The organism is Paenibacillus sp. CB74 (genome assembly GCF_055687625.1).
The window spans coordinates 2,961,747-2,975,631 of the sequence record NZ_CM146009.1 but is presented as its reverse complement, the minus strand read 5'-3'; the positions used below and the strand labels follow the sequence as shown (position 1 = coordinate 2,975,631).

The 13,885-nt window shown below is 45.7% G+C and carries 9 protein-coding genes; all 9 read left to right on the top strand.

Annotated elements, in window-relative coordinates:
* Positions 1 to 106 precede the first annotated feature (106 nt).
* Entirely contained in the window at positions 107 to 1,906 is a 1,800-nt protein-coding gene (locus ACX9NY_RS13085) for a sensor histidine kinase (protein WP_472478799.1), read from the top strand.
* Positions 1,881 to 3,494, top strand: a complete 1,614-nt coding sequence (locus ACX9NY_RS13080) for a response regulator transcription factor (RefSeq protein WP_472478796.1) — start codon at positions 1,881 to 1,883, stop codon at positions 3,492 to 3,494. The genes ACX9NY_RS13085 and ACX9NY_RS13080 overlap by 26 nt, the downstream gene beginning before the upstream one ends.
* A gap of 184 nt (positions 3,495 to 3,678) precedes the next feature.
* A complete protein-coding gene (locus ACX9NY_RS13075; protein WP_472478794.1) occupies positions 3,679 to 4,665 on the top strand; it encodes an ABC transporter permease in 987 nt (328 codons plus the stop codon).
* Between the two features lie 17 nt (positions 4,666 to 4,682).
* The gene (locus ACX9NY_RS13070) at positions 4,683 to 5,591 is read left to right on the top strand and encodes a carbohydrate ABC transporter permease (protein ID WP_339241288.1); all 909 of its coding nucleotides are present in this window, start codon (positions 4,683 to 4,685) and stop codon (positions 5,589 to 5,591) included.
* A gap of 133 nt (positions 5,592 to 5,724) precedes the next feature.
* Complete coding sequence (locus ACX9NY_RS13065; protein WP_339241290.1) at positions 5,725 to 7,257, top strand: ABC transporter substrate-binding protein; 1,533 nt, start codon at positions 5,725 to 5,727, stop codon at positions 7,255 to 7,257.
* Positions 7,258 to 7,436: 179 nt separating this feature from the next.
* On the top strand, positions 7,437 to 8,135 hold the full coding sequence (locus ACX9NY_RS13060; RefSeq protein WP_339241292.1) for a hypothetical protein: 699 nt from the start codon (positions 7,437 to 7,439) through the stop codon (positions 8,133 to 8,135).
* Between the two features lie 298 nt (positions 8,136 to 8,433).
* Entirely contained in the window at positions 8,434 to 10,203 is a 1,770-nt protein-coding gene (locus tag ACX9NY_RS13055; protein ID WP_339241294.1) for a sensor histidine kinase, read from the top strand.
* A 56-nt stretch (positions 10,204 to 10,259) separates the two neighbouring features.
* Positions 10,260 to 11,888: a response regulator gene (locus ACX9NY_RS13050; protein ID WP_339241297.1), complete on the top strand. Its 1,629-nt coding sequence runs from the start codon at positions 10,260 to 10,262 to the stop codon at positions 11,886 to 11,888.
* A 123-nt stretch (positions 11,889 to 12,011) separates the two neighbouring features.
* Positions 12,012 to 13,703 carry a type 2 periplasmic-binding domain-containing protein gene (locus ACX9NY_RS13045; RefSeq protein WP_339241299.1) on the top strand — a complete coding sequence of 564 codons (1,692 nt, stop codon included), beginning with the start codon at positions 12,012 to 12,014 and terminating at the stop codon, positions 13,701 to 13,703.
* Positions 13,704 to 13,885 lie beyond the last annotated feature (182 nt).

Here is a 13,885-nt window from a genome sequence, read left to right as displayed (position 1 = left end):
ATAAACATGCCATCATAAGGAAGAAAATAGAAAAATGATGTTGAATCAAAAAAAGTGTGTGTTCAAAAGCAGACTTCTTGAACTACCTCCAAAAGGGCGGGAATCCATGAACTTGATCCGTTCACTTCGTTTTAAATTTATCGTGGGTCTTACATTGATCATGCTGCCACTATTCATGCTGCTTTATTACAACAACGTCTACGCCATGAAAGTCGTCCGTGACAAAGTATCCCTCACCAATATGAGTCATCTCGCCAAGAGTGTGGAGCAGAATGAACGTGTATTACAGGAGACGAATCGGTATTTATATAGTCTGGGCGAGAGGGACCCGGATATTATCTCTCTGTTTTTTCTGAAATATGGCAGCGGCGATTATATTATTGCCAAGCAACGAATTATGAACAAATTCATGACAGATATCGGTTTTTATAATCTAATCGATTCTTTTTTTCTATATGATGCCGTGAATGATGATCTGCTGCTCGCCACTTCAGGCAATTATGATGTCAAAAAGTCGGTTGTGCAGGAGAGTATGCCTGTCCAGATGCAGCAATTGGAAGGGGATATCCAGAAGCCGGAATGGAGCATCGTGCGTGGCGGGACGTGGAATGCACTGGTCAAAACGGTGCGAATCAACCAGCAGTTCTATGCAGGTGCACTTGTCGATATGAATGCATTGAATCACACACAACCATTCACTGAATCCGGTGATCGGAGTGGCGCAGTCATTGTTGGAACAGACGGTGGCGCATTATCTGATTCCACTTTGACTACTGCACAGATTCAGCTTGCTGCAGCGCATCTTCCTGGCCTGAAAGATCCGTATCAGGTGATCTCCGAAGTTGTGAACAAGGGAGAAGCACGTCAATATCTGATGTTGGGTATTGCCTCGGCGATGTCCCAGATGAATTATATCGTGCTGCTGCCTGAGGAAGACATGATGCGTAACCTCCCGTTTTTCCAGCAGATCATTCGTCTGCTCCCCATCGGTGCGGCAGTAATTCTGGTTACTGCACTGATCTTTTTGCGGCATCTGTTATTCCGCCCAATGAATGCGTTGATTCGAGGCATGAGAAGGGTGAGCCGTGGAGATCTCGATGTGAAGCTGGACCCGCCATCTTCTTCGGAACTTGAATTTATGACACGAAGTTTCAATCAGATGACCAGTGAGATCAGGCATCTGAAGATTGATGTGTATGAGGAACAACTGCGAACGCGGGAGGCAGAGTTCAAACAATTACAAATGCAAATTAATCCTCACTTTTACCTGAATTCACTTAATATTATTCATAGTCTGGCTTCCTTGCAAAAGCATGAGTTGGTGCAGCAGATGGCGGGTCATCTTGCCGATTATTTTCGATTCAGTCTGCGCGCAGGCAAACGTGTCATTCGTCTGGATGAAGAGCTGGAGCACATTCGTCATTACTTAGAAATTCAAAAGCTGAGGTTTCCAAGCAGATTCGATTTTGAACTGGATGTCGAACCGAATCTGGAGCATTATGTGATTCCTCCATTAACCATTCAGCCCTTTGTGGAGAATGCCATTATTCATGGATTTCAGCGCCGGACGCAAGCCTTCGTCATTCGGATCGTGGCACGTTTCGGTACGAACTCATCCGGTCAGGTCGATGGCACGGTGCTTCAATTGATGATTGCAGATAATGGCGTCGGATTTGATAAGGAGTTATTGGAGCGTCTGCAACATGGACAATACACTGAAGACCCGAGTGGACAGCATATCGGTATATGGAACGTGGCTCATCGGCTTTTAGTGAAGTATGGTGATCAAGCCAGTTTGCAGTTTGGAAATAGGGCGGATCATGGCGCCAAAGTCATCATTGATTTGCCCGCACAGACCGAAGAGGAAGAAGGGGGAGCCCATGCGGAACCTGTTGATCGTGGATGATGAAGTGTATGCATTACAAGCGATGGTGGAAGGCGTTAACTGGCAAGCAGCAGGCGTCGAGCAGGTATTCAGTGCTTATGATGCCGAAGAGGCAAGAGAAATCTTAAGAGCAAATGCTATTGATATTATGATCTGTGATATCGAGATGCCTGGTGAAACAGGACTTGACCTGCAAAGCTGGGTGTTAAAACATGATCCAGGCATACTGACCATTTTCCTAACAGGGCATGCTTTATTCGATTATGCTCAGACAGCCATCAAGCTAAATAGCTTTGATTATGTGTTGAAGCCGGCTCCAGCGGATCAATTGATTAAGGTAGTAACCCAGGCGGTGGAGAAGATCAAGGATGGAGAGCAGCGTACACGTACCAACGAAGTTTATGAGACCGTATACAAGCGCTGGAAGACCCATAAACCGCTACTAACAGAACGCTTCTGGAAAGATGCCATCTCTCAGCGCATCACGTTAACCAAACAACGGTTGCAAGAGCTCGCAGAATTGTATGGTGCCGAGATTGATCCGCAGGCTCGTGTGTTACCCATTGTGATCTCGGTAGAGGAGTGGCTGCGTGAGTTTGACCTGCGCGACGAGGAGGTGCTTGAATATGCGCTCCGTAATGCAGCCAGGGAGATCCTGCTTGGCAACAAGCCGGGTGAGGTGTTTCAGGATCAAAGTGGATTGAATATTGTACTCGCTTACGAGCAAGACGGCATCATCCCGAGTGCGAGCGAAGTGGCACAACGTTGTCAGGGGTATATCCAGGATTGTGGTACGTATTTCTACTGCCGCTTGTCCTGTTATGTTGGTGTCCCGGTTGCTGTAACTGAACTGCAAGGCATGTTAAATGAACTGATGGATATGGAACGCCGCAATATTAAGGAGCTTGAAGAAGTTTTTGTCTATGATGAGCGGGGAAGAGATCAGGAAGATCGCTTTTTGCCTATTCCATGGTTTTCGGAATTATCCATTCTTTTTGAGACAGGGAAAGTAGGGGATTTGCGAGAACGTGTGGATGAAATTTTTGAATTGCTTGCTGCCCAGGAGGGATTGTCTCCTGAAATGCTGCATCTCTACTATCATGCCATGCTGCATGTGGTCTATCCACTGCTTCATCAGAAGAACGTGTCAATACGCAGTCTGTATCCGGGTGAACGGGAGCCGGAAGAGAGTATGGTGACAAGGTCGCTGCCGCAGTTGAAGCAGTGGACGTCGGATCTGATTGATCGTGTTATCCCGGTGTTGTACCCGGACGATCATAGTCCTATGACCATTGTGGATCAGTTGTGCGTTTATATTGAAACCCATATTGGTGAAGAACTTATGCGAGAGGAACTTGCAGCTTTTGCCGGATTCAATCCCGCTTATCTATCCCGTCTGTTTCGGAAAGAGAAGGGCATGTCCCTATCTGAGTTTATCCTGCAGGGCAGAGTAGCTAAAGCGAAAACGTTGTTGTCCCAGTCCACCGTCAAGGTAACGGACATCGCTGGCAAGGTGGGGTATTATAATTACTCGCATTTCACCAAAATGTTCAAAAAGTGCACGGGGATCACACCACAGGAGTTTCGTAAACAGTCACGTACCGTATAGTCCAAGGCGCAGCATGCTGCGTCTTTGTTTTGTTTTTTTTGGTACTAAAGTCATAATTTGATAAGTCAACAGGTCACCACAGCAGATAGAGGTCTTACTTTCCCCGCCGTATACTTGAACCACAGGAGCCGCAACGGAGCTTCATCCTGAGGAAGAATTCAAGAGGAGTGAGGGAGAACAAGTTATGAAGACACAACCCCAGGCGGGTAAGGGAGTACGGATATCGGAAATACCGGGAGAAACAGTCCGAAAGCGCAAGTCTGTGTGGCACAATCTTGGCAAATTCAAGGTGCTGTATCTCATGTTCTTGCCAGGTGTCCTGTTTCTGCTGGTGAACAACTATATGCCGATGTTCGGCGTTCTGATCGCATTCAAAAATGTAAACTATGCTGATGGTATTTGGGGAAGCCCGTGGAGTGGATGGGACAATTTCAAATATTTGTTCTCAACCAGTGATGCATGGGAAATTACCCGAAATACACTCGCGTATAACACCGTGTTTATTGCACTGAATCTCTTTGTAGGTGTCGGGCTTGCTATTCTGCTCAATGAAGTGAAAAACAAGGCAATGTCCAAGTTATATCAATCACTTATGTTATTGCCGTATTTCCTGTCCATGATTGTGGTCAGTTATCTGGTACTGGCTTTCCTGGGCAAGGATTCAGGGTTCATGAACTCCACAATTCTGCAGATGTTCGGCGGTCTGCCGATCGACTGGTATTCCGAGCCGAAGTATTGGCCGTATATTTTGCCACTGGTGAATACTTGGAAGAACATTGGATATTATGCCGTCATCTATCTGGCAGCTGTCGTGGGTATCGATGAAGAATACTATGAAGCAGCTGTGCTCGATGGAGCAACCAAATGGCATCAGATCCGCTTCATCACCATTCCGTTCCTCATACCTTTAATCGTCATTATGACGTTATTGCAGATTGGCCGTATATTCTATGCGGACTTCAGCCTGTTCTACCAGGTTCCATTGGAGTCAGGAGCACTGTTCCCTGTAACAAATGTACTGGATACTTATGTATATCGTACGTTCCTTATCGGTGGAGATATCGGAATGTCATCAGCAGCAGGTCTATATCAAGCCATCGTCGGATTTGTGCTGGTTCTTGTATCCAATACCATTGTAAGACGAATAGATAAAGATAATGCATTATTTTGAGAGGAGGCAAGTCAGCTGTGAAATCACATGATCCACTAGCCGTATCGAAGCGTTCCGCATCCGTTATTCATGCGATGTTTCTATTCTATGCCGTTGCCTGTATTGTGCCGATCCTGCTTGTCTTCGCCATCTCATTTTCGGACGAGACAACCGTAATTGCCAATGGATATAAGCTTATTCCAGAGAAGTTCAGCCTGACGGCTTATGAGTTTCTGTTCAGAGATATGGATCAGATCCTTCACTCGTATGGTATATCCTTTATTGTTACCGTTGTAGGTACCATAACAAGTGTTGCGCTGACCGCATTGTATGCGTATCCGCTCTCGCGAAGAGATCTGCCTTACCGGGGCTGGTTCGCCTTTTTCATCTTCTTTACAATGTTGTTCAATGGAGGTCTGGTACCTTGGTATCTGGTCTATGTCAATGTATTGGATCTGAAAAACTCCATATTGGCACTCATACTGCCGCTACTGCTATCCCCATTCTTTGTACTGGTTATGCGTACATTCTTCGCGAACTCCATTCCGGTGTCCATTCTGGAATCCGCTCGGATTGATGGTGCAGGAGAATTGAGAACGTTTGCACGTATCGTACTACCGCTCTCTCTTCCCGTTATGGCAACCGTCGCGTTGTTCAGTACACTGAATTACTGGAATGACTGGTACCTTAGCATGATTTTTATATCAGATAACCGGACGATCAGCCTTCAGTACCTTATGTATCGAACGCTGCTCGATATTCAATATTTAACAACCAACTCCAACGTCTCTTCACAGATTTCGTCGCAGGGTGGCTTGCTGAATCTGCCTAACAAAACGCTGCAAATGGCGATGGCTGTGGTCGGTATTGGTCCCATTGTACTGGCATATCCGTTCTTCCAGCGTTATTTCATCAAAGGTCTTACGGTTGGCGCTGTGAAGGGATAACTCTGAACCGGTTAGCGGAGAGGGCAAGGTAAATGAAGATGGACTGAAAGGGCATATACAGAAGTAGTTACAGGTTTATTTGTGAATTGGGGAAATCGGTTGTAGGGTTCAACACATGACAGGAGGGGTTCAATTGGTTAGATCATTAAAGGTATGGTCACGCATGATGGCAACAGTTATGGCGCTGAGCCTGGTGCTGGCAGCTTGCTCAACAGACAAGGGTGGAACAACAACACCTGGTGCAGAAGGCGGAGGAGCAAGCGAAGGTGGGGGCAAACCCTACGAAGTGACACTGTTCTACCCAGGGACACCACAGAAGGATGTCGCTCTGGTGGAAGCCGAGATTAACAAAAAGATGGAGCCGAAGATTGGAGCCACGCTTAAGATCAATGCGATTGACTGGGGGCAATGGGATAACAAGCTGAATCTCATGATCTCCTCGGGTGAAAAATCAGACATTATCTTCACTGCAGCTTGGCAGAACTACACGGTGAATGTAGCGAAAGGTGCATTCTTGCCATTGAATGATCTGCTTGATACTTATGGTCAGGATATCAAGAAAAACCTGGACCCTGCCTTTCTGGAAGGTTCTCAGGTGGACGGCGTGAATTACGGGGTTCCTACGAATAAGGAACTCGCTGCCACACGGGGTGTGTTGGTACGTAAAGATCTGGCTGACAAGTATAAGCTGGACCTGACGGCTGTAAAGACTTGGGCTGATCTGGAGCCACTGCTCAAAACAATCAAGGAAAACGAGCCAGGCATTACACCATTCTATATGTCCAACACCAATGGTAATGGGCTGTTAGAGAATCTGGATTGGGATTATCTCGGTGATGCTTCCGTACCCGGAGTGATCTCCAAAACTGCAGGCGGAACAACGGTTCTGAATGAAGTGGAAACGCCTGAATTCAAGGAAGCGGCTGAACTCGCCCGCAAGTGGTATCAAGCAGGATATATCAACAGTGATGCTGCTACGTCCAATGTGTTCCCGAAAGACCAGGCGAAGGCTGGAAAAGCGTTTCTCTGGACAGACGGCATGAAGCCAGGCAAGGATAAAGAAGAAGAAGGGTATGTAGGTTTCCCACTGACTCAGATTGAGATGACACAGCCGACAATCACGACAGGTGATGCATCTGGAGCAATGCTTGCAATCTCCCGTTCTTCCGAGCAACCGGAGAAAGCGATGCAGGTCATTAACCTGCTGCATTCCGACAAGGAAATTAACAACTTGCTGAACTTCGGAATTGAAGGCACCCACTATGTGAAAAAAGACGGACAGGATAATATCATTACTCTCCCTGAAGGCGTAGATGCCAACAGTCGTACCTACAATCCAGGTGCCCAGTGGCAGCTTGGTAACCAGTTCCTGAACTTCCTCTGGGATAATGAAGACCCTCAAAAGTGGGAAAAGTTCAAAGAATTTAACGCCAAAGGTGTGAAGTCCCCAGCACTGGGCTTTACATTCAACAGTCAATCGGTCAAAAATGAAATTGCTGCAGTCAACAACGTGAACAAACAGTTCAAGCCGGGCATGACATCGGGCGCCGTTGATCCAAATGAAATGATTCCGAAATATCTGGAAAAATTGAAAGCAGCGGGAATTGATAAAATTATTGCAGCCAAACAGGAACAACTCGATGCATTCCTTGCCAAAAGTAAATAAAATGATCATCAGTTATGATAAGAGACTTGTATTCTACAAGCTCTTGTCGGTGACAAATCAAAAGGACGTTTTCGGTGAACACCGAAGACGTTCTTTTATTGTTATTTTTTTGATTTGGATTGTTAATCATAATTAGGAAAAATATGATATAATCAGGTGGTTGATTAGGGGGTGTTTGTGTGTCGAGGACCAGACTTGTGTTCTCTGGGGCTTTATTGCTATTTGCGATCATCTTTACATTTAACCATCATCTTGGTTTTTCTGTTGGAGATACAATACTGTCAGCAATAGGTATATCACCGTATACTACATCTTATTTAAGTGGTGTACATATCACACTTTTCCTCGGATTGGGGATCTTCGCCTGTGGCTTTTATCTTACTCGCAAAGAGATTGGTCGGTCGTTTCCGGGACTTGCGAAAGGGTTGTGGATTGTTGTTCTCGCTCTTGTTCTCAGTTACTCGTATATGACGGATAAATTCATGTATATAGCCAAGTGGGAGGCTAAAGGCATAGATTCGGTATCCTATCTACAGAATGCAAGCTCATGTACCTTTAACGTACTGAAAACGGGTGAGACCCGAGCAACCTGTGACCTGACACTCAAAAATTACGGTAGAGATCCCGTATCCGCTGTGTTATTGCCTGATCTCGCACGCAGTTATAAGTTTAAGGATGATCCACTATTGGAAGCCTTGCGGTCTGTCCAATTAAGGCCAGTACATATTGAGATTGAACCCCATGGAACGTTTACAGGGGAATTGGAGTTTTATGGGAAAGCGGAATCCCCACTGTACGTCAGCGGGAAACTCATGGATATTGTGCTCGATGTAGGCGTGGATGGAGCGAATACGGTGTTTGATTACGATATGCCATAGTTGATATTTTTATAGAAAATAAGAATAATTACATAAACAGATGTGGAATAAGGTCAATCTAGATAGAACGTTCAATGAGATATACTAAAATCAGATTAAGAGCTGGCTCATGGCTGGCTCTTTTTGTGCGTGGAAGTTGCAATTAGTGCTGAAATATTGGTTTTATCTCCTTCCCCCTTCAATTGGTAACGCTTACGCTAGATAATGAATTGGTTTGTCTCAAAAAAATAGTTTGTCTTTACCGCTTACATCATTACAATTAATGTCACGACAAATTAAGACAAGGTGAGATGAAAAGATGTCATATCGGACAAACCTGTTTTCCAAAATGGTCATTCTTATTCTGATTATGCTGATTCCTGTAGTGCTTCTGTACTGGTACTCCAATCACAAAACCACAGCTGTTCTCAGAGATGAGTTGAATCGATCGAATAGTAACCAGCTTGAATTTTTCCAAAATCAAGTGAACACGCACATCGAGCTGTTATCCTCCTGGCCGAATCTGCTCATACATGATCCTGACATTGCCAGCTTCCGGCGAATCTACGCGGATAGTAACTACTTTGACCTAGATGCTATCAATCTGGTCAAACGTATTCAGAATAAGCTAAGTATTCAGGAAAGCTCGTCCAATTGGGCGACAAAGTTATATCTGTACTCTCCTTCGCTGGGCAGGGTGGTTTCGGAAAGGGATGCACGTTCTTACGATAAACAAGCGCTAAGGGAGAATATCAGTTCCGGCTGGGATGTACGCAAAATTCAGGATGGGGAAGACGATCGGTTTATGTTTAGCTGGATTACCGTATCTCCATACGGTATTAAAGACCCGGCTAATAATGCGGAAACGATTATTAAACTGGAGTTTGATAGTGACAACATTCGGGATATGCTCGATAAATTCAAGGACGATGGCAGGCATGACCCCTTCTATTTCCGTGAAGAATCGGGAGTTATCTATAATCGGACTTCGGATCGTTCGTTAACGAACCAATTGATGAAAGAACTGTCCATCCATGAACTTCAGGATGTGGATAATCGGACTGTGGTGATAGATGGCGAGCCCTACATGGTTAACACCGTGAAATCAAGCACGACAGGCTGGTATCTGGTGGACTATATGCCTTTATCCGATATTCTGAAGCCGATTCATCAATCGAATATGCTCTTCTATTCTTCGATGATTTGTTTGTTGTTGATGAGTTTTGGCGTGGCCTACTTGTTATATGTCCAGGTGCAGGTACCAGTGAAACAACTTATTCGCGGTTTCCAACGGTTGAAGCAGGAAGATTATTCGGTGAGGATTAAGCCGAAGGGTCGCAATGAATTCAGTTTTCTGTCTGAACGGTTCAACTTGATGGTGGAGCAGATCCAGCAGTTATTTGAACACGTTTACCTGGAACAGATTCATGTGCGTGAAGCCCGCTTGAAGCAGCTGCAATCGCAGATTAACCCGCACTTCTTCTATAATTGTTTCTCCTTCATTACGAGTATGGCGAAGCTGAAGCGTATGGATGCGGTTGTCGCGATGTCGCATAACCTCTCCCGATATTATCGGTATACGACAAGGCAGGAGCGGGATGTAGTGCCGTTGACAGAGGAAATTGAATTTGTCAGCTGTTATCTGGAGATCCAACGAATGCGTATGGACCGAATTCATTACAAGCTTGATCTGTCTGATGAGATGTTAAGAGAGGAAGTACCGCCCCTGATTGTACAACCACTGGTGGAGAATGCGGTAATCCACGGTATCGAAGCGGATGCGGAAGCCGGAGAAATAAGGGTTTCTGGGGAAAAACAGGGCGGTGTCATGGTTCTTGTCGTAGAAGATGACGGGCAAGGCATGACTCAGGAGGCACGTGAGGCGCTTCTGAATAAGCTCAGGGGAACGATGGATCAGGAGATGGGCTGTGGCCTGTGGAATGTGAATCAGAGACTCCAGCTTCGATATGGGGAGCAGGCAGGGCTTGATATAACGGAATCGGAACTTGGTGGATTACGGGTTACACTATCGTGGCCTGCCGAGAGGGAGCTTCTCCCAGATAGCCAAGATAGTATCGAGAACATGTGAGAGCCTGGTTAGAAATTGAACTTAGTGCATAACGAACGAGATAGGGAGTGACTTGCTTGATAGATATACTGCTAGTAGATGACGAAACGTATGTAACAGAAAGTCTGGAACTTACAATCCCCTGGGGAGAGCTTGGAGTAACGACTGTGTTTCGTGCCGCTTCCGGTAAAGAAGCGCTGGAGATTATGGAGGAAAATGCAGTAGATATTGTGGTAACCGATATTCGCATGCCGGGCATGTCCGGACTGGATCTAATTGCAGAGGTAAGCAAGCGTTGGTCCCATATTCGCTGTATCTTGCTGACTGGTCACAGTGATTTTACTTATGCGAAGAAAGCGATTCAATTGCAGGCAGCGGATTATATTTTGAAACCTGTGAACGATGATGAATTTATGAGTTCCGTGTCGGCAGCCATCACATCTCTTCGTGATGAGTGGGATGAATTCGACAAATATCACCGGCTTTTATACAGTCGGAAGTCTGACTATAAAATTTTACGGGAAAATCTGATGCATGATCTGCTGCTGGGACGTGAGATCACGGGGCGGGCACTTCGGGAACAACTGCAACAATATGAGATTCATATTGACCCGGAACAATCGGCTGTGATGATGCTGATTCGTCTCACAGGACGCTTCTCATCAATGGATCAGCAATCTCTGGATCTGATGGATTTTGCTGTAGGGAATATTGCAGAGGAAGTGCTCGGAGAGCAATTCAACGTGTGGTTTGGTCGCGGACCTCATGAGTGTCTGGTTATGTTTTTGCAGAATCAGGGACAGATCGAAGCTCCGCAGATGGACTTGGAGACGTTGAGAACCTCAGCTGAAACTTTCCGTGAGCATGTCATTCGATATCTACAGGGGGATCTGTCCATGGTCGTTACACCATCATTTCCTTTTAATGAATTGACAGCAGCTTATCGAAAAAGCCTGGGTTCCCTTGTCCTTTCAGGACCGGAAGAACACAAGATCATATATATGGACATGGATCAGGCACTCGGCAAAAGATCGGAGAATGATGCGACCCAGGCGCTCGAAGAGTTGTACAAACCGCCTGTACTTCCGCAATTGCTTGAGACCAAGCAATGGGAAGCGGCAGCGCGTAAGCTGAACACGGTCTTTGACGCGGCAGAACAGGTACGATTGTCCCGAGAACATGTGTATGAGATGTATCTGTCTGTAACCAATGCATTCATGTATATTGCCCATAAACAGGGGCATCTGGTACATGAAATTGATCATGCGGGATTCGATCTGCTCCTTGCTCATCAGTTGATCCAATCCCCCGAGAAGCTGCGGCGCTGGGCAACCGAGATGCTGGCGAAGCTTCAGGAAGAGTTGTCCGATCAAGAAGGTGTGCAGAGCCGCAGGCATGTGATCAAGCAGGTTCAGGAGCTGGTGACAAGTGATACGGGACAGGATCTGTCGGTGAAGATGATTGCGGACAAGGTATATTTGCACCCCGTATACCTATCAAAAATCTACAAGGCAGAGACTGGGGAAGGTCTCGGGGATTACATGATTCGGATGCGCATGGAACGCGCGCTATATCTGCTTAAAAATAGCAACAAAAAAATATACGAGATTACGAGTGAACTTGGCTATCAGAATCCGCAATATTTCAGCAAAATGTTCAAAAAGCATTATGGGATGACACCCAATGAATTTCGGGATCAGGCATAATTACAACAACATTCCAAAATATAGGTTGGCAAAGGTGCAGAAATCTTGATTTCGTATCATAGGATCAAAGTCCTGGTCAGCCTATAATGAAAGGGTAACCAAAACGATTTAAGGGGGAACAACATGAGAGCGCAATCAACGAAAAAGAGATTCTTGACGCTTCTCGCTACAACGCTGAGTCTAACTGTCGTTCTTGCAGGATGTTCAGGAGGCAGTGGGGGCGGAGATAGTGCAACACCAAGTACGTCTGGAACCCAAAACGAATACAAAGAAAAGTATGATCCGGAAGTAACCATTACAACAGCATGGGGAATCGATCCTGAGCTGAAGTTTAAAAATGGCGAATCCATGGAAAATAACGTGGCAACCAAGTGGGCCAAGGAAAAATTCGGGATTAATGTCAGCGCGCTCTGGTCAGTAACAGACACAAACAGTGCGTTTGCAACTAAACTTCGTCTGGCTATGTCCTCTGGACAGGAAATGCCAGATATCGTGACGATTGGTAGTGCGGACAATCTCGTTGCTCAAGACTTGATCGACTCTGGCATGTACGAAGAGGTCGGTCCACTGTTCGACAAATATGCTTCTGACACATGGAAAAAAGCGATGGAGCAAGATCCTAACGTCTGGAACCAATATAGTCGTGATGGCAAAAGAATGGGTATCCCTGTTCTGGACTATGCCTACAACAATGATTATTTGTTGTGGATTCGTCAGGATTGGCTGGACAAGTTGAATCTGAAAGCACCAAAAACAATCGATGAGCTGGAAACCGTTATGGAAGCATTCAAAAACAATAACCCGGACGGCTTGGCTCCGGATAAAGTCACTCCGCTCAGCGTTGGTTTCAAAACATCCATGAACACTTGGATGGGAGATGTATCTTGGATATTTGGTGCATATGGCACCTTACCTCAACAATGGAATCTCGCTGCTGATGGCAAGTTGGAGTATGGCTCCATCAATCCGGGTATGAAACAAGGTCTGACCAAATTGAGCGAATGGCTCAAAAAAGGATATATCCCGCAGGAAGCAGCACTATGGGATGAGAACAAAACAGCAGAGCCAGCCGTTGCAGGAACTGCCGGCATTATTCCAGGACCTTACTGGATGAGTGGGTGGCCACTTCTCGATACAGTGAAAAATGTACCGAGTGCGGTATGGAAACCGATTGAAATTCCTACCGGTCCTGAAGGAAAAGCGATGCGTCACGGAACACAGTTCGTGAATGGTGTTACGTTGATCAAAAAGGATATGGCACATCCAGAAGCATTCTTTACGTATCAGAATTACCTCTTCGACAATTATGCAGACCCAGCACCGGGCAGCCCTTATGATAACGGTCTGTTTGCAGGTTATGACTATCAATTGGATGCAAACGGAAAACAATTGCCGATTGACCAGATCGAAGGCGGATACGTGAACGTTGTACGTTATTTGCTTGTTCGTGATGGTGCACGTATTCCAGATGCACAGATGAAAGCTCTGATGAATCTGGCTAATGGCAAAGAGCCTGAAACGAAGCTTGAGAAAGACGTTGCTGTCAATTACGGTAAAGAAACTCCTGCCGCAGCAAAAGTGTTATTGAGCCAGGAAGAAATCTCCTTCAAAAACATGTTCACAGGTCCAACAACACAGACGATGAAATCCAAGCTGGACTATCTGAACAAAATCGAGAACCAGGCATTTAACGAAATTATCTATGGCAAAAATCCGGCTGATGCGTTTGATACCTTTGTACAAACGTGGAAATCGGGTGGCGGTGACCAAATCACGCAAGAGGTTAACGAATGGTATGACAGTGTGAAAAAATAGTTTTAAGCAGCGCCCAGACGATAACGTCTGGGCGCTTTTTTTGGTTTATTCAAGCTGCGGCAAAGTGGTTGAATTTGTGCCATTTATATTGCTTTTATGTGCTGTTTGGACCCCGTGAAAGGTTGATATAATCGCAATATAAGCCACTCAGGGAGTACTTGAGTAGGAAGAAATACAGGGGG

What these genes read in the sequence shown, in the direction of transcription:
- ACX9NY_RS13085 (WP_472478799.1), top strand. Translation starts at nt 107, where the DNA reads ATGAACTTGATCCGTTCACTTCGTTTTAAATTTATCGTGGGTCTTACA.
- ACX9NY_RS13080 (WP_472478796.1), top strand. Translation starts at nt 1,881, where the DNA reads ATGCGGAACCTGTTGATCGTGGATGATGAAGTGTATGCATTACAAGCG.
- ACX9NY_RS13075 (WP_472478794.1), top strand. Translation starts at nt 3,679, where the DNA reads ATGAAGACACAACCCCAGGCGGGTAAGGGAGTACGGATATCGGAAATA.
- ACX9NY_RS13055 (WP_339241294.1), top strand. Translation starts at nt 8,434, where the DNA reads ATGTCATATCGGACAAACCTGTTTTCCAAAATGGTCATTCTTATTCTG.
- ACX9NY_RS13045 (WP_339241299.1), top strand. Translation starts at nt 12,012, where the DNA reads ATGAGAGCGCAATCAACGAAAAAGAGATTCTTGACGCTTCTCGCTACA.